The sequence below is a fragment of the Nostoc sp. DSM 114167 genome, from assembly GCF_052692655.1.
In genome coordinates, this window is the sequence record NZ_CP195116.1 from 3152147 (window position 1) to 3169274 (window position 17128).

Below are 17128 nucleotides of genomic sequence, written 5' to 3' on the forward strand. Positions count from 1 at the left end.
TCACTATTATTTCACGTGGTTAAATACTTCAAGAAAAGTAATAAAATTTAAATATTTTTTTGCATAAAAAGAACTAGGACGATAGATAACCATAACAGCAGAAATCTGAGAGGAAATCACCGTGGATAAAAAAGCAACAGGCTGGATACCAGACTACCCCGATTTTAGAGACTACGGCATAGACGAAATCAATCAGAAGTTAATTGTGAATGTTCAAAATATACAGATAAGTAATGATAATGATTTACAAACTAATCTAGAAGAATTATTTAAACTATTCTTAGATTCAATAAAAAATGAATTAAAGGAACCTTCCACAAAAACACTTGTTCCCAAGTTGAAAAACTTTGAGAAAAAAATAAGTAAAGGTTTAAAATTAGTCAACGCCAAGGCTATTAAAGAACAAATATTTTTAGCTCCTGGTTGTGCAGGTCAAGAAGTCTACAATCTTCAACAGAAGTTACTGAAATTTAGTAAACATCAGGATAAATTTGGAGCTGTGTGGCAAGAGAATATTGCTCAGTTTCAAGAAGCTGTTTCAGAATCAGAATATATGGAATATGGTTACTTTGGTAAAAATACAGAGAAGGCAGTAAAACTACTCAAGATGATTTTTGGACTCTCAAGTGTCTCAGATAAGAGTGTTGATAGTGTTGTCTCAAATGACAGTACTGACAGTGTTGTAGATCAAGTAACACTCTATACTTTAAACCAAACTTTGGAAATACTAGAAAGTCTAGAAGCAGAAAAAACTTCTCAATATGAAGGCACGGAAAAAACAATTAAAAAGTTGGGAATGTTTGATCCAGAAATTAAAGCCATTCAAATAAAACTGAATAAACTGGGTTATCTGAAAAATTTAGGAGAAAATAACGGGGCAATAATAGGATTCTTTGATTATCTCACACAGGATGCGGTTCAAGAATTCCAAACACAATATCATTGGCATGATGCTTCAAACTTTGATGGTATTTATGGAATAGTTTGCGAACATACAAGCAAAGCTTTAAATGATCTATTTCAGAGATATAATGCACAACAGCAAAAATCTGACGGTGACGATCGAGTTAAAAAACTACAAAAGCTTTTACGTGAGTTAGGAGAATTTGATGGACAAGTAACAGGGTATTTTGGATTACAGACACAGACAGCAGTCAAATCATTTCAGGCTAAATATGGACTAGCAGTAGATGGTCTAGATAATTGGAAAAAAACCTTAGAAGTATTATGTGAGCTAGTTGCGCTCAAAAAACAACAGCGGCGAGAAGTTTTACCTGTATCCTTAGCAATACCCATAAACCTTTATGAAATCATTTTAAGAGTTTTTGAAGTTTCTGAATTTCAAGCTGAAGATTTTGTTAATGAAAAAGGATTGCAACCAACTACAGAGACTAATGCTGAAAAAGAATTACAACCAGCTACAAATACTAATAAGTCTGATATTGCTGAACACAAAAATGCATTGAAGCGATCAATTGATATGATAGTTAAATTGGTTGCTCAACTAATTTCTCCTTTAGCTCAACATAGAAATCTTGAAAAAGCAGTAAGAGAGGTATTAAATAAGCTAGATCAATGGTTTGATAAATCAGAATACGTTAACGTTCTTCGTAAAGAAAATAATTCACAAGAGAATCAGCAATTAATTAATGATGCTGTCAAAAATGAAGCTTTTCAGCAAAAGTTATGGAAAAAATCTAGTATTTTTTCTCAAGCAGGACAGGAAAGAAACTTATTTAAAGAATGGGATTTAAATCCAGTATCTTCATATATAGCTTTTTCAGCAATTTTAAATTTCCAAAGCTCCCTGAAAAATATCTGTCAAATAATTTCTGCTGAATCAAATAATGATAAAAATGAAAATGAGAGATTAGCTACTTCTTTAAAAAAGTCTTTAGAGAAGATAGATGAGATATTTAAGTCCATCAAAAATTTAGAAGTAAATATCAGAAATTTAGAAGTTAGTCTTAATTATAATCCTCAACTTCAGGAAGAAAATTATTTAAAAAATCAACAAAAAAATCTGAAAACAGTCATCCAAATACTTCCAGAACTCCAAGATGAACTAAAATATTTGGATAAAAACCCAGAATTTCAAAGTGATTTACTACTTCCGGTAGAAGGTAATTTACAGGAATCTATCAGAGAAAAACAAGAAGATGGCAAGAAGGTAACTGTATATTTATTAATGCCAGAATTTGTAGATTTAAGCTTTTGGTGTTCTCCAATTGAAGACCAAGGCTCATTGGATTCATGTACGGCACATGCTGGTGTTGCTTTAATGGAATACTTTGAGAAAAGAAGTTTTGATAGGTATGTCGATGCTTCTCGGCTTTTCCTTTATAAAGCGACACGTAATCTCATGCATCGTCAAGGTGATGTAGGAGCATCTCTTCGGCAAACTATGCAGGCAATGGCGTTATTTGGCGTACCCCCAGAAGAGTACTGGCCTTATATAGAAGATAAGTTTGATGAGGAACCAACCCCTTTTTGCTACTCTTTTGGTCAAAGTTATCAAGCGCTGAAATATTTCCGCCTAAATCCTCCAGGCACTACAGAATATATACTATTATTGCGAATTAAAGCAGCTTTAGCCGCTGGTTTTCCCTGCGCGTTTGGGTTTACTATGTATTATTCCATTGAGGATTTAAACCCAAGTGGTTATATTCCATATCCAGTTAAAAACGATAAGGTAAAAGGAGGTCACGCTGTTGTTGCAGTTGGCTACGATGACCATAAGATAATAGAGAATGCTGATGCTAGTAGACGGTCACAAGGAGCATTGCTAATTAGAAACTCTTGGGGAACCGATTGGGGTGAAGGGGGCTATGGTTGGCTTCCTTATGATTACGTATTGGAAGGGTTGACAAATGATTGGTGGTCGCTGCTCAAGTCTAAGTGGTTTGAGACAGGACACTTTGGATTAGCAGCAAACAATTTGGGGGGAGGATCTACAGATGACAAACCGCTACACAACCCTAAGCCGCCTAAAAACCCACATTCCGCAACAGAAACATAGGTAAAGATGGTTCACATTCCTGCTGGAATTAGTGTATTTTGTAATCAAGAGCGCAGTCAGATGCGAAACAAAGAGAAAGCCTTGACTATTCTTAAGAGTAAATTGTTTGCGATGCCTACGGCTGGCTACGCCTACGCACTAGCCCAAGGTGTCTGTTAAATTTTCAGCAACTACGGTTTTTTATCGTTTTAATAGTATAATACGTAGACAAGTTCAGCCTAAAGTGAGTAAAACTATGCTAGAACTCTCAAATATCAAAATCGAAGTAGAAAGGTTGTCTAATATCTTGACCAAAGCTGAAGGCTGTCTTTGACCTGCAAGAACTCAGTGCAAGAATCGAGGACTTGAATCAATTAATTGCTCAACTTACTTTTTGGAATAATTCTGTCACTTTCTATCAAAAACTTCAAGAAATTGAATTCCTCAACGCTAAAAAGAAACAATATCAGCGATCGCACTTCATTCTAGAAGATATCAAGGCTGCACTAGAATTACTAGAATTATCTGCTGATGAGGAATTGTTGCAAGAGGCACAAAGCAACCTTACCCAACTTCAACAAGAACTTGAAACAGTAGAAATAGAACAATTTCTGTCCGATCCCTGCGACCAAAAGGGGGCATTCTTGGCAATTACGGCTGAGGTTGGAAGTATAGATGCTCAAGACTGGGCAGCTATGTTATTACAGCTATATCATCGTTGGGCAGTAAATCATAATCATAAAGTATATCTAGTGCAAGAGTCAGCAGGTGATTTAGGAGGGTTCAAACATGCCACCCTAGAAATTACAGGGCGTTATGCTTACGGCTGACTAAAATCGGAACAAGGAACTCATGCAAGAATAGAGCGAATTTCTCCTGTTCATGGCAATGGCAAACGGCATACTTGCCTAGCCAGCGTAGAAGTCAGCCCGATTTTAGATGAGTCTGTTGATTTTGAGATTCCAGAAAAGCATTTAGAAATTACTTTGCCCCGGCATCAGGGGAATGTTAACCGCCCAGAAACATGGGCACAGGTGTTTCATATTCCTACCGGGATTAGTGTATTTTCTAATAATGAGCGCAGTCAGATGCAAAACAAAGAGAAAGCCTTAGCTATTCTCAAGAGTAAACTGTTTGCTATCGCACTATCCCAAGGTGTCCAGATTGACAAAATTCAACCTCGGCTAATAAAGTCTCTATCCAGCAAGCTCATCCGTGAATATATCTTGCATCCTTACACCAAGGTGAAAGATTTACGTACCAATGTAGAAACACTTGCTGCGGCAGAGGTATTAGACGGGAAAATTGATTTGTTTATCAAAGCCTATCTGCAACAGCTAAATCACGCTACTTCAGTGAGTAAAGAAGCGCTTGATAATTTCAAGTAACTTTTGTAACTTATACAAGTAGTGCAGAAAAAATTTACCCAACTACAGCTAAAATCAAGAAACACAAGTAGAATAAAGAGCAATTTCTTAATCCAAAGCGCTCTATCTATCATTCAGCAAGCACTATGGAAGTTTTAGAACTCAAACGCGAAATCGAAACGTTGTCTAACCGCCTGGGTAAAACCCAGGACTATCTTTGACGTACCTGCACTGACAGCTAAAATTCAAGACCTCGAAAAAATATCTGCACAGCCAGAATTTTGGGATAACCAAACCCAAGCCCAGCAAACGCTACAAGAACTCAACGATCTGAAAGCCCATCTTCAGCAATACGATCGCTGGTACGCCAATCTCGAAGATACTAAGGCAGTTGTTGAATTGTTGGAGTTAGAAACTGATGAGGCACTACTCCAAGAAGCCGAATCTACCATCACCAAACTCAATCGTGACCTAGATCAATGGGAGTTACAACAGTTACTTTCTGGTCCTTATGATGCGGAAGGTGCTGTACTGACGATTACTGCTGGTGCTGGTGGCACAGATGCTCAAGACTGGGCATTTATGCTAATGCGGATGTACACCCGTTGGGGCGAAGCTCACGGCTATAAGGTAACTTTAGCTGAAGAGTCGGAGGGTGATGAAGCCGGAATAAAATCGGCAACCCTAGAAATTACCGGTCGCTATGCTTATGGTTATTTGCGATCGGAAATGGGTACACATCGTTTAGTGCGAATTTCACCTTTTAATGCTAACGGCAAGCGCCAAACCAGTTTTGCCGGGGTGGAAGTGATGCCACAGATTGACAACTCTGTGCAATTGGATATTCCAGACAAAGATTTGGAAATCACCACAACTCGCTCTGGTGGTAAAGGTGGGCAAAATGTCAACAAAGTAGAAACTGCGGTGCGGATTGTTCACCTACCCACGGGTATAGCCGTGCGCTGTACAGAAGAGCGATCGCAGCTGCAAAATAAAGAAAAAGCCTTAAATCGCCTCAAAGCAAAGCTGTTGGTCATAGCCAAAGAGCAACGCGCCCAAGAAATTGCTGAAATTCGTGGCGATATGGTAGAAGCCTCTTGGGGAAACCAAATCCGTAACTATGTGTTTCACCCTTACCAAATGGTGAAAGATTTACGTACAAATACGGAAATGACAGCGATTGGCGATGTGATGAATGGCGAACTTGATACATTCATCCAAGCTTATCTGCGCCAAGAAAATAAACTAGTAGAAAATACTTCGCCATAGAGGCGCTCATTCCATAACACCCTGATTACTAAGGCGTTTCATACAGAAACGCCTTAGCAATATATGGGCGATCGCAATTCTATCCCAGACCAACTGTTACAGTTATAAAAGAGTCTGTAGGCAAATAATTATGAGCAACTCACCTTCAACAGAACCTCAACCTAGCTACGTCAAACTCGCCATGCGAAACATGGTGCGCAAGGGTGGAACTTCCCTAAAGCATTTTGGATTGACTGCTGTAGGGCTTTTAGCTCTGCTTGTTGGTCTTGCTTACCTCACTCACTAAGCATTACGCAACTGGTGAGGATTTTTATTAGTCATTAGTCATTTATATTTCAAAGGACAGATGACCAATTGACTTAGGACAGTTTTAACAACAAATCGTAAACCTCAGACAAGGAGACTGTGTGCCCCTGAGAGTTGAACTATATGTGGAGGAGTATTTTTATGAGTTGTCCCCGACAACATCTGTAAAAATTGACGAGACTGATGCCCGAATTACCCCTGAAACTTGGAAAAACTGGTTTAATCACTGGTTGGAAATACTTCACCCTCAGATTCCACCAGCGCCAAGTTATGAAATTGGGCTGCGTTTGACAGATGACTTGCAAATTCAAGAACTGAATGCTCAGTATCGTCAGCAAAATAAGCCGACAGACGTTTTAGCCTTTGCTGCTTTGGAGGTGAATTTTCCTCAAAGCAAAGAAATGCTTGCCTCTGTCCCATTATACTTAGGTGATATTATTGTGTCTGTAGATACAGCACAACGCCAAGCTCAACAACAGGAACATAGCTTATCAACTGAGCTAGCTTGGTTAGCTGCTCACGGTTTATTGCATCTGTTGGGCTGGGATCATCCTGATGAAAAAAGTTTGGAGCGAATGTTAAAACAGCAAGTGGGATTGCTGAATGCAATAGGTATTGCTATTGACATTGAATAGCAGTAATTGAAGTATCTCTTAATGTTAATTTTGGGTAATACTTTTATAATACTTCTGTGGAAAATTGCTTAAAGATTGCCTCAAAGTTAATTCTGCCATTAAGATCGGCGAATATTCCCACTGTAGCAACTCTGTTCTTGTGTTTTTAAGTCTATGTCCCAAAAAATTTCTCCATCACCAACGCCTACCTCGTTACAAACACTGGTGTCTAACGAACGGGAATTCTCCTGGAAAGTAGCCTCTAATTTATTTATTAGTTTTAAATATGCTTGGGCTGGAATCAGCTATAGTTTTCAAACTCAACGTAATTTTCGCATCCACGTAAGTGTTTGTGCAATGGCGATCGCTTTAAGCGTTTTTTTGCATCTGCAAGCGGTGGAAATAGCGGTAATTGGTATAACTAGTGGTTTAGTTTTAGCATTAGAGTTACTAAATACAGCACTTGAGTCTGTTGTGGACTTAACCGTTAAGCAGACATACCATGATTTGGCAAAAATTGCTAAAGATTGTGCGGCTGGTGCAGTACTTGTCTCTGCTTTCGTAGCGATGCTAGTAGCAGGTACGCTATTGCTCCCTCCTCTAGTAAGGTTAATTATATCGGCTTTGTAGACGTAATTTAGGCATCGCTAAGTGACTCATTAAGAGAATCACACTCTGTCCGAATTCCCTTTGCAGAATATATTCAAAATTTAAATCGTGCGATGTCTACAATGGTCACTGAAGCTCACTCGAAGTGCGGTCTACGCCAACGCGCCAAGCATCCTGGCTAAAGGATTTGGATAATCTTTAGAAAGTAGCCGTAGAGTAGCCGCTTTATACTTACACGTCTACGTCAGCATTATTTTTACACCTAATGAACAAATAGCATGAGATACTTATCTATGCTTTTTACAACTGATGAGTGGTAAAACCAGGAGTGATAAGCTTTGATTATAGTTATCGACAATTACGATAGTTTTACATATAATTTAGTGCAGTACTTGGGAGAATTAGCATCAGAGTTCCCAGTGGCAGATGATATTAAAGTTTTTCGTAACGACAAGATATCCATAGACGAAATTCAGGCATTAAAACCAGAAGCTGTAGTTATTTCTCCTGGGCCTGGTCGCCCGGAAGATGCCGGCATTTCTTTAGAATTGATTGAACAGCTAGGACAAGAATTACCAATTTTGGGTGTCTGTTTGGGACATCAAGGCATTGGTCAAGTATTCGGTGGTAAAATAATTCCTGCTCCAGAGTTGATGCATGGCAAAACCTCTCAGGTGTCTCACACTGGAGTGGGGGTTTTCCGGGGATTAGAAAATCCTCTGACCGCCACCAGGTATCATAGTTTGGTAATCGAACGTGAGACTTGCCCAGATGTGTTAGAAATCACCGCTTGGGTTGAAGATAACACCATTATGGGAGTGCGACACCGGAACTATCCTCACATTCAGGGCGTCCAGTTTCATCCAGAGAGTGTCCTGACATCTTCAGGAAAACAGTTATTGCGAAATTTTCTGGAACAGTTACACTCAAGAGCATAATTAATGAAACGACGACAGTTGATGGGCTATGCTGGGGCGGGGTTGGTAACAGTTTTGGTTACTAACTTAGGTTCTGAATCCCAAGCTGACGCACAATCTAGCGGTTTATCAGTTCAGTGGTTGGGTCATACTTGCTTTCTTTTTACTGGTGGTGGTGCGAAAGTTCTCGTCAATCCATTTCGGTCAATCGGTTGCACTGCTAAATATCGTCCACCAAAAGTTGCAGCAGATTTGGTTTTGATTAGCAGTCAACTGCTAGATGAAGGTGCTGTGGATGTATTACCGGGAAATGCAAAACTCATCTATGAACCAGGAGTTTATGAGTTTAAAGGCATTAAATTCCAAGGAATTGCCATAGACCACGATCGCAAAGGTGGTAAGCAGTTTGGCTCAAATACTGCTTGGAGTTGGAAGCAAGGCGGAATTAATATCCTACACTTAGGCGGGGCTGCTGCACCCATTTCTATTGAGCAAAAAATCCTGATGGGGCGTCCCGATGTGGCATTTATTCCAGTGGGAGGCAGTGCAAAAGCCTACAATGCTGAAGAAGCAAAGCAGGCTGTTCAAGTATTAAATCCCAAGTTAGTGATTCCGACTCATTACCGGACACAGGCTGCTGATGCTGCTAAATGCGATCTTTCACCACTAGATAATTTTCTGACCTTGATGCAAGGTATGAAAGTGCGGCGTAGCAGTGCAGATAGTATTTCTATTAGCCCTAAAGATTTGCCGGAGAATAGCGAGATTCAAGTTTTAAGTTACAAATTTTGAATAAAGGGGACTGGGGATTGGCGACTAGGAAAGAAGCAGAGGAAGCAGGGGGAAAATAATCACTCCTGCCTCCATCTCCTCAATTCAGAATTCTGAATTCTGATTTTAGAACGTATACCACTCTCCGGTCAGCTTATCTGCGTCGCTGATGGGATTATCAACTGCTGTCGTTTCATTTATAGTCCAAATGGTGTCTGTACCTGCTGTCTGATCGCGCCAGTAGATATCAGTCTTGCCATCGCCGTTGAAATCGCCAAGTGATGGTGTCAAGGCTGCGTTATTAGCTGGTAAGAAAGCTTCAGTTGCAACTGTTGTGCCATCCATCAACCAAGCAGTATTCTCACCTGTGGTTCCATTGTGCCAGAAGATATCAGTCTTGCCATCACCGTTGAAATCGCCAATTTTGGAAGTCCAGGCTGGGTCAAGTGTCTTTAAAGCACCTTCTGTGACTAAAATGCCATTCATCGTCCAAACCTTGTTCTCACCAGTTTGAGCGTTTCTCCACAGAATGTCTGTCTTAAAGTCACCATTGAAATCACCAAGGCTAGGAGTCCAGGCGGCATCTTGTGATTGTAGAGCAAAGTCAGTCTTTTGCGTACCATCCATAAACCAAGCGACGTTATCGCCAGTTGTCTGATTGCGCCAGAAGATGTCACTCTTACCATTGCCGTCGAAATCAACAATGGTAGGAGTATACGCTGCGTCTGTAGTGTCTAAAACAGTTGCATTCAGAACTGTAGTGCCATCCATCTCCCAAATAGCATTCTCGCCAGTTGTGGTATTATGCCAGAAGATATCGGTTTTGCGATCGCCATTGAAATCGCCAATCTGAGGAGTCCAAGCTGGATCGACGCTACTTAGAGCAGCCGCACTACCAACTTTAGTACCATCCATCAGGACAACGCTATTCTCACCGGTTGTCTTATTGCGTAATAAGAAATCGGTTTTGCCATCAGCATTGAAGTCAGCAATTTTGTAATCATAGGCGGATAGGTCAAATTGACCCAAAGAACCCTGTTCGATAACTTTTGTGCCATCCATCAACCGAATGATAATCTCACCTGTTGAAGAGTTGACCCAAACTTTGTCCGTTTTGCCATCACCGTTAAAGTCAGGAGTAATTGCCGCACTAGTTAAGTAAGGATTAGGATTGGGATTTGCTGACGTTTTAACAGGCACAGTCACTGGTTGACTTTCTAGTGCTAGCGAAGAACTCTTATTTCCAAACCCTAAATCATAATTTAAACTCTTAAGAGAAGTTGTCAAGATTTCTGATTTTGCAAAAGACTCTGATGCTAATCGAGATGTATTCAAAGCTAAGGGTGAGGAATTTTGATTTACAGGCATGGTGAATTTTTATTATTGGCTGTCATATTTTTTTAACTTTTTTTGCCAATCTCTTTCTGTAACGAAATAACATTTACCTGGTTTTCAAACTTTTTTTATAACTATTTTTTATTTATTAATGTCACTCTTTGAAGATAAATCTTTGTTTGTTTTAAACTATTATTCTAAAATTTTCAAGTTCTATATAAGCATTTGCAAAATATATTTTGTAATTAATATATGATTATTTATATATAAAAATAATTGTTTTATCTACTTTCTTTGACATTTGAAGGTTGTATAAAAAATCTATCTACGAATTTGATCTATAATTAGATAGGCTTAATTAAGAGAGAAGCGATCGCTACATTATTCCTAATATATTTTGTATAATCTTACCTTTGTTTTCTTAGCACTTTTTTAAGTAATAGCTGAATCATGACTGTTTTTTATTTTGTGAACAAGCTTAGATAAAAAATAACCTTGACCACCTGCTATACCTAAATTTGAGCTATCTAATTTAACCCAATAAAAATCAAAGGCTATAGGGTTTTTGCTGGTACTTGGATGTATTTCCCAATGCCGCCAAGTAGATGGTGTAGACTGAGTTAATTCAAGATGATAAACATAACGTTCTTGAATTTCATCCCGATAGGGAGTCATATTGTATTGAGAAATACCCAATAACTCAATAATACTAACTCCCTTTACACCGAATTCTTCATAAATTTCCCGCAGTACAGCTTCAGATGGCTCTTCATTTTCTTCAACTGTACCAGCAGGTACTTGTACACCAGCTTCAGGAAAATCAGTATGTGTAAACACCATTAATTCATCTTGGTTGGTTACGTAAGCGCTCGCTTTTTTTATTAAGGGTTGAGTAGACATATTTTTTACTGTATGTTGTTAGATGTATTAAATACCAAAATTTGTATAAAATAAACGTTTAAAACTTATTTAACTTCATGAATATCCTAAATCTTTTGATAACAACAAGATTTCCGAATTGTTTAAAAAGTAGGAAAACTGAGTCTTTCGAGATAATTGATTCTTCTCCAAGAATTTATGACTTGAGTGGAAACAAATATTGGTTAGAATAACTTAGATTAGCAACTATTAAGAGGCATAAGCAGTGCATATTATAGTTGTTAAAGTGTCAAATACTACAATACTTTTTAAAAGTACATCAACTATGCAAGCAGAATATCGGCAGCGTCGCGAGCAATTAATGGCAAAAATTGGTGATGGTACAGCCATTTTTTGCAGTGCGCCAATGGCAGTGATGCACAACGATGTCGAGTATGTTTATCGTCAAGATAGTGATTTTTTTTACTTGACTGGTTTCAATGAACCACAAGCAGTAGCAGTGTTAGCGCCGCATCATGCAGAACATCGGTTTGTGCTGTTTGTCCAACCGAAGGATCGCGAAAAAGAAGTATGGACTGGTTATCTTTGTGGGGTAGATGCAGCCAAGGAAATTTATGGTGCTGATGAAGCGTATCCCATTAAAGAATTAGATGAAAAGTTACCGCAGTATTTAGAAAAAGCCAGCCGGATTTACTATCACTTAGGACGCGATCGCAATTTTAACGATCAAATCCTGAAACATTATCAAAGTTTACTGCGGACTTATCCGAAGCGCGGTACTGGGCCGATCGCTATTGAAGATACTGGCCCTGTTCTCAACAGCATGAGATTGCTCAAAAGCGAAGCTGAGTTGGAATTGATGCGTCAAGCAGCTGCGATCGCCACCGAAGCACACAATTACGCCCAAGAAATCGCCGCGCCGGGACGTTATGAGTACGAAATCCAAGCGGAGATGGAACGCATCTTTCGAGTCCGGGGTGGAATGGGACCTGCTTATCCTTCGATTGTGGCATCTGGTGTCAATGCTTGCGTACTCCATTACATTGAAAATAATCGTCAAATGCAGGATGGAGAATTACTGCTAATTGATGCCGGTTGTGCTTACGGTTATTACAACTCGGATATTACCCGGACATTTCCGGTTGGAGGTAAGTTTACGCCAGAACAAAAGACATTGTATGAGATTGTTTTGGAGGCGCAAAAACAAGCGATCGCTCAAGTCCAACCAGGTAATCCTTTCAAGTTAGTTCACGATACAGCAGTGCGCGTTCTCACAGAAGGTTTAGTCGAACTTGGCATCCTCAAAGGTGAAATTGATAAGTTAATTGAAGAAGAGAAATATAAACCATATTATATGCATCGCACCAGTCATTGGTTAGGTTTGGATGTTCATGATGTCGGTGTTTATCAGCATGGTGAAGACAAACCACAGATTTTACAACCAGGTCAAATTTTGACAGTGGAACCAGGATTATATATTGTGCCAGATACCAAACTAGCAGAAGACCAGCCACAGACTGAGCCTCGATGGGTTGGGATTGGTATTCGGATTGAGGATGATGTGTTAGTTACACCTGGGGGACATGAGGTGTTAACTGCGGGGGTTCCTAAAGAAATAGATGAAATCGAAAGATAAAAAATGGGGAGTTCATCGAATTCACGTTGTATTAATCCACGCAGGTGGACTTTGCTTGTATAGCTGCGATTTCCAGTCGCCCAATATTTTTAAAGCTCCACTTCTAAAGGAAAAATCGCGGTGAAAGTAGAGCCAACGCCTACCTGGGAGGCTAGGTTAATTTGACCTTGCAATAGTTTTACTAAACGTGAGACGATCGCTAATCCCAATCCTGTACTATCAGGAAGATAGGGGCGATCGCTAGAACTGACGCGAAAGTAGGGTTCAAATATTTGGCCTTGGTTTTCGGGTGCAATGCCAATTCCAGTGTCAGAAACGGCGATCGCCCATCTCTGCTTCTCCAACACCTGACACATGATGATAATAGTCCCCGACTCTGTATAACGAATCGCATTACTAAGAAGATTTGTAACAATTTGTTGCAACTGAAAAGAATCTGTGATTAATTTTTCAGGGATGCGATCGCAATCGACTACAATTTGTAAATTTTTTCCCGCAGCTAAAGGTTCCAACATTTGACAGATATTATCGATTAATTCCCGCACATCGGTAGGCGCTAATTGGATTTTTATCTGTCCTGCCTCATAGCGGGAAAGTTCTAGTACATCATTGATTAAATGGAGTAACTGTCTACCATTGCGTAGTACCCGCTCAATATGTTCTAAATTAGTATAGTTGTCTTTTATATCAGCCTTTCGTCGTTGTTGGCGTAAAAACAGATCCGAATAACCAATAATAGAAGTTAGAGGATGTTTTAATTCGTGGGCTAGTTGAGAAAGATACTCTTGATTGGCGGTAATTAACCGCGTTAGTTCCTCATTATGGAGCCTTAGTGATGCTTGCAACTGCTGTAATTCCCGCAAGCGTTCCTCAACATAACTCTTGAAACATCGAGCGATCGCTTCGTCTAGGATAGCGTCAATCAAACGCATAGAACGAATTATCTCTACAGGTGTTCCCTCCAATAAATCTGCTTGTAGAGCATCAAGTATTATTGTTCGCAGCAGATGATATTCTCTAGCGATTTCTGCTGGATCAAAGCCTTGTTCGGCACGAATAGCTCCATGCTGAAAACTGGCAGTAACTATTGACTGAATATCATTATCCTGAAATTTTGAAAGCACTGTCACCATAGCTTTCAAAACATCAGGGACGTGATCCTTTACCGCTGTATAAGATAGATCGTCAGCACTTTCAATCCGTCTATCCTTGCGAACCGCTAAAATCCATTTATCGACGATGCTATCCGTTTTCTCAGCCAGTACTTGACTAAAATCCATTATGTTAAATTCAGCTAAAAGATAGATGAGTAAACTTCCATATCCAATTAGTTTAGCGAGTGCAGTGGATTTTTACCAAATTTAACAATTTAGTTCACCTATCAAAAGGAATAGATTATATATGTTATTTTATTTGCTAATTAAGTAGCCGTATATAAAATTTTATCAGTATCTTTGTTTTCTATTAAAAAATATTAATTAAGCACGTAATATTCTTGATACTGGACTTGAATATATTGTTTAGCTGGCTGTGCAAGGAGTTCACTCACAACACAACTAGAAATTTTAGTAGTATTTAATACTAAAGACTAGTTAGTAATACTTGATCTAAGTATTAAAATAAACAATATTTTTCATAAGATAGATGGCTTTTACTGAGGATCGATGTTATATTGTGCATAATTTAGTATCCATTAGAGTAAGTCAGCCTAATTCGGCGTGTCACAGTGCATAACGCTGGAGCGGAGGAACCAAATTGTGGGGCGTATCTCATAGAAAGTGAGGAGTTGGAAGTAAGGAGTTAGAAGTTAGTTTACTAAATACTTAAATTTGTAACTCATAACTTATAACTCATAACTCATAACTTTCTTGTGAAGGGCATCTCTCAGCCCTAGCCCGTCAGCTAACTTCGTAGGCATTGAGAGGAGACTGAAGAGACGGCATTATTTATGATGTTCCGATCTCATCGGTGTCCAAGGCTGGTACTGCTCGGATTTTTTGTACCTGCACTTAAATCTGTTGAGGTCGTAAATGATATTTCAACTAAATTTGGCTGCGATCGCCGCGATCGCTGGACAAGCTGCTTGGAAAAAAACAAAACCTGTTATTGTTAGGGATGTTTTCTTTATACCTATATTGGGTTTCTTGGGAATAATTGTGTTGTGGTGGATTGTTGCACTTGCCAACCATGAATTGATGCCCACCCCACCAGAAGCTTTAATCGCTAATCTCGACTACATTTTAAATCCCTTCTATGAGCGAGGTCCAGGCAACTTAGGAATTGGTTGGTTGTTAATAGCAAGTCTGCGCCGGGTATTAATAGGCTTTTTGTTGGGTGCGGTAGTAGCGATTCCTCTGGGGTTTCTAATTGGCATGTCCAAATCGGCAATGCTAGCGCTCAATCCGATCGTGCAAATTTTTAAACCTGTATCGCCCCTAGCTTGGCTACCCATCGCCTTAGCAATTTTCAATTTAGCAGATCCTTCAGCCATTTTTGTCATCTTTATTACCTCTTTATGGCCAACAATTATTAATACCGCCTTAGGAGTTTCTAGCGTTCCCCAAGATTATTTAGATGTAGCACGAGTCATCGAAATGCCCCGTTGGCGACGGATTACAAAAATAATTTGGCCTGCAAGCTTGCCGTATATTTTTACAGGTTTACGAATTAGTTTAGGCATAGCTTGGCTAGTAATCGTCGCTGTGGAAATGCTCACAGGCGGTATTGGTATCGGCTTCTTTGTCTGGGATGAATGGAGTCGCTTAAACCTGAGTTCAGTCTTTTTAGCTGTGTTGGTAATTGGTGTAACTGGGTTAATTCTGGATTATGCCGTGGGCATAATCCAAGGATTAGTAACCCATCGTCCTAAAACTTCCAACTAACAAAATTAGCCTGCTATCAAAACAGCAAGATTTAACGAGACTCTGCGCCTGAAGCGTGAGCAATTAATCACCAATGGAGCTACAAGAATGGGTGATATTAACTGGACTCGACGAGATTTTATCAAGGGAATAGGAGCAACAACGGCGGGAATGACGCTGTCTTCCTGTGGCATTTCAGGAGATAGATCGGCCAAAGGATTGACCGAAGAAGCCTTAGCTGTGCAACCAGTAGTTAAAAGCAGCGACCTAGAAAAACCCGATCTTACAGTTGGTTACGTTCCCGTTAATGATTGTGCGCCATTTGCGATCGCCTGGAAAAAAGGCTTCTTCCGCAAATATGGTTTGAACGTTACACTCAACCGCGAAGCCAGTTGGGCCACCTCCCGCGACGGTGTAATTTTTGGTCGCCTGGATGCTTCGCCCGTGGTATCTGGTGCCGTCACCAACGCCAGAATTGGTGCTGAAGGCGCACGCCACGCTCCCTTGTGTGCAGCCATGACCATCCATCGCCACGGTAATGCCATGACAATGGACAAAGCCATGTGGGATTTTGGGCTGCGTCCGTGGTACGAATACCAAGAACAATATGGTGATGGCGCGCTAGAAGCCTTTGGGCGCGATTTTCGAGGCTACTTTGACAAGCAACCGCCAGAAGGAAAAGTTTGGGCAGTAGTGCTGAGTTCGGCTATTTATGAATACTTTGTCCGCTACCTATCCGCTGCTGCTGGTGTCGATCCGCTTAAGGAGTTTCGGATCATCATCGTTCCGCCACCCCAAATGGTAACAAACGTGCGGATTGGTGCCATGCAAGCTTACATGGTTGCAGAACCTTGGAATACACGAGCAATAACAGGTAACGAAAACATCGGCTTTACCTTTGCACAAGGTAAAGAAGTCTGGTTGGGACACCCAGATCGTTTGTTGGGCGTGATGGAATCTTTCATTGACAAATATCCCAAAACCTATCGTTCTCTAGTCAAGGCAATGATTGAAGCTTGCCAATATTGCAGCAAAGTAGAAAACCGTCAAGAAGTAGCCGAACTGCTTACAGAACGTTCCTTTACAGGTGCAAGACCCAAAAAGAAAGATGCCCCTATCGCAAAATTTACAAGTCCGGGAATTCTCGGCAACTATAACTATGGCGGCTTTGACGGCAAAGACCGCACCATCGAAGCCGCTGACACCACGATTTTCTTCGATATTCCTGACAACCTTCCAAAACAGCCAGGAGAACACTCCACATTCTTATGGAGATCGAGAAGTATCTGGTTGATGACACAAGCAGCGCGGTGGGGACAAATCAAGCAATTCCCCAAAAATGCCGAGAAACTAGCAGAACTTGGCTGGAGAGCAGATTTATATCGGGAGATAGCATCGGAAATGGGCATTCAATGTCCCAAGGATGATTACAAGGTCGAACCACCAGAGGTATTTATAGATAAGAAAGGCTTCGACCCCAGCGATCCGGTGGGTTATCTGAATAGTTTTGCCATCAGGGCTAACGCTCCCACTCGTTTTTTCATGTCTTAATTCCCAAGTTCAAAT

13 protein-coding genes, 2 pseudogenes and 1 riboswitch are annotated in these 17128 nt (G+C 40.1%); of the genes and pseudogenes, 12 read left to right on the forward strand and 3 right to left on the reverse strand.

The annotated features are described in order from the left end of the window. Positions 1–121 precede the first annotated feature (121 nt). The 9 genes and pseudogenes from NSTC731_RS13410 (at position 122) to NSTC731_RS13450 (ending at position 8872) form a co-directional block, all read left to right on the forward strand. Entirely contained in the window at positions 122–3019 is a 2898-nt protein-coding gene (locus tag NSTC731_RS13410; RefSeq protein ID WP_445631241.1) for a peptidoglycan-binding protein, read from the forward strand. Beyond that, positions 3020–3133, forward strand: a pseudogene (locus NSTC731_RS13415) (peptide chain release factor-like protein); the annotation flags it as partial. 121 nt (positions 3134–3254) lie between these two features. After that, positions 3255–4386, forward strand: a pseudogene (locus tag NSTC731_RS13420) (PCRF domain-containing protein). 125 nt (positions 4387–4511) lie between these two features. Further along, positions 4512–5634 (forward strand): peptide chain release factor 2 gene (gene prfB / locus NSTC731_RS13425; protein ID WP_445631242.1). Its coding sequence is split into 2 segments (ribosomal slippage): positions 4512–4583 and positions 4585–5634, totalling 1122 coding nucleotides; the frame shifts between segments, so codons are not numbered across the junction. Positions 5635–5764: 130 nt separating this feature from the next. After that, the gene (locus tag NSTC731_RS13430; protein ID WP_094350437.1) at positions 5765–5920 is read left to right on the forward strand and encodes a DUF3285 domain-containing protein; all 156 of its coding nucleotides are present in this window, start codon (positions 5765–5767) and stop codon (positions 5918–5920) included. 127 nt (positions 5921–6047) lie between these two features. Beyond that, a complete protein-coding gene (gene ybeY, locus NSTC731_RS13435) occupies positions 6048–6575 on the forward strand; it encodes an rRNA maturation RNase YbeY (protein ID WP_445632080.1) in 528 nt (175 codons plus the stop codon). 153 nt (positions 6576–6728) lie between these two features. Continuing rightward, positions 6729–7184 (forward strand): diacylglycerol kinase family protein, encoded by a 456-nt coding sequence (locus NSTC731_RS13440; RefSeq protein WP_445631243.1) that lies wholly within the window; start codon positions 6729–6731, stop codon positions 7182–7184. 317 nt (positions 7185–7501) lie between these two features. Further along, positions 7502–8101: an anthranilate synthase component II gene (locus NSTC731_RS13445; protein WP_445631244.1), complete on the forward strand. Its 600-nt coding sequence runs from the start codon at positions 7502–7504 to the stop codon at positions 8099–8101. Positions 8102–8104: 3 nt separating this feature from the next. Beyond that, a complete protein-coding gene (locus NSTC731_RS13450) occupies positions 8105–8872 on the forward strand; it encodes an MBL fold metallo-hydrolase (RefSeq protein WP_445631245.1) in 768 nt (255 codons plus the stop codon). A 105-nt stretch (positions 8873–8977) separates the two neighbouring features. Here the strand turns inward: NSTC731_RS13450 and NSTC731_RS13455 are convergent, their stop codons facing one another. Then, positions 8978–10219 (reverse strand): FG-GAP repeat domain-containing protein, encoded by a 1242-nt coding sequence (locus tag NSTC731_RS13455; protein WP_445631246.1) that lies wholly within the window; start codon positions 10217–10219, stop codon positions 8978–8980. A 399-nt stretch (positions 10220–10618) separates the two neighbouring features. Next, a complete protein-coding gene (locus NSTC731_RS13460) occupies positions 10619–11086 on the reverse strand; it encodes an NUDIX hydrolase (protein ID WP_445631247.1) in 468 nt (155 codons plus the stop codon). A gap of 304 nt (positions 11087–11390) precedes the next feature. On the opposite strand from NSTC731_RS13460, the gene NSTC731_RS13465 reads away from it, so the two are divergent. After that, positions 11391–12701, forward strand: a complete 1311-nt coding sequence (locus NSTC731_RS13465; RefSeq protein WP_445632081.1) for an aminopeptidase P N-terminal domain-containing protein — start codon at positions 11391–11393, stop codon at positions 12699–12701. Between the two features lie 89 nt (positions 12702–12790). Here the strand turns inward: NSTC731_RS13465 and NSTC731_RS13470 are convergent, their stop codons facing one another. Next, positions 12791–13981 carry a sensor histidine kinase gene (locus tag NSTC731_RS13470; protein WP_445631248.1) on the reverse strand — a complete coding sequence of 397 codons (1191 nt, stop codon included), beginning with the start codon at positions 13979–13981 and terminating at the stop codon, positions 12791–12793. Between the two features lie 415 nt (positions 13982–14396). Beyond that, positions 14397–14633, forward strand: a riboswitch (cyclic di-AMP (ydaO/yuaA leader). A 98-nt stretch (positions 14634–14731) separates the two neighbouring features. On the opposite strand from NSTC731_RS13470, the gene ntrB reads away from it, so the two are divergent. Together ntrB and NSTC731_RS13480 are read left to right on the forward strand one after the other, a co-directional pair. Then, on the forward strand, positions 14732–15583 hold the full coding sequence (gene ntrB, locus NSTC731_RS13475; protein WP_445631249.1) for a nitrate ABC transporter permease: 852 nt from the start codon (positions 14732–14734) through the stop codon (positions 15581–15583). Positions 15584–15670: 87 nt separating this feature from the next. After that, positions 15671–17113, forward strand: a complete 1443-nt coding sequence (locus tag NSTC731_RS13480) for an ABC transporter substrate-binding protein (protein ID WP_445631250.1) — start codon at positions 15671–15673, stop codon at positions 17111–17113. The last annotated feature ends 15 nt before the right edge of the window (positions 17114–17128 follow it).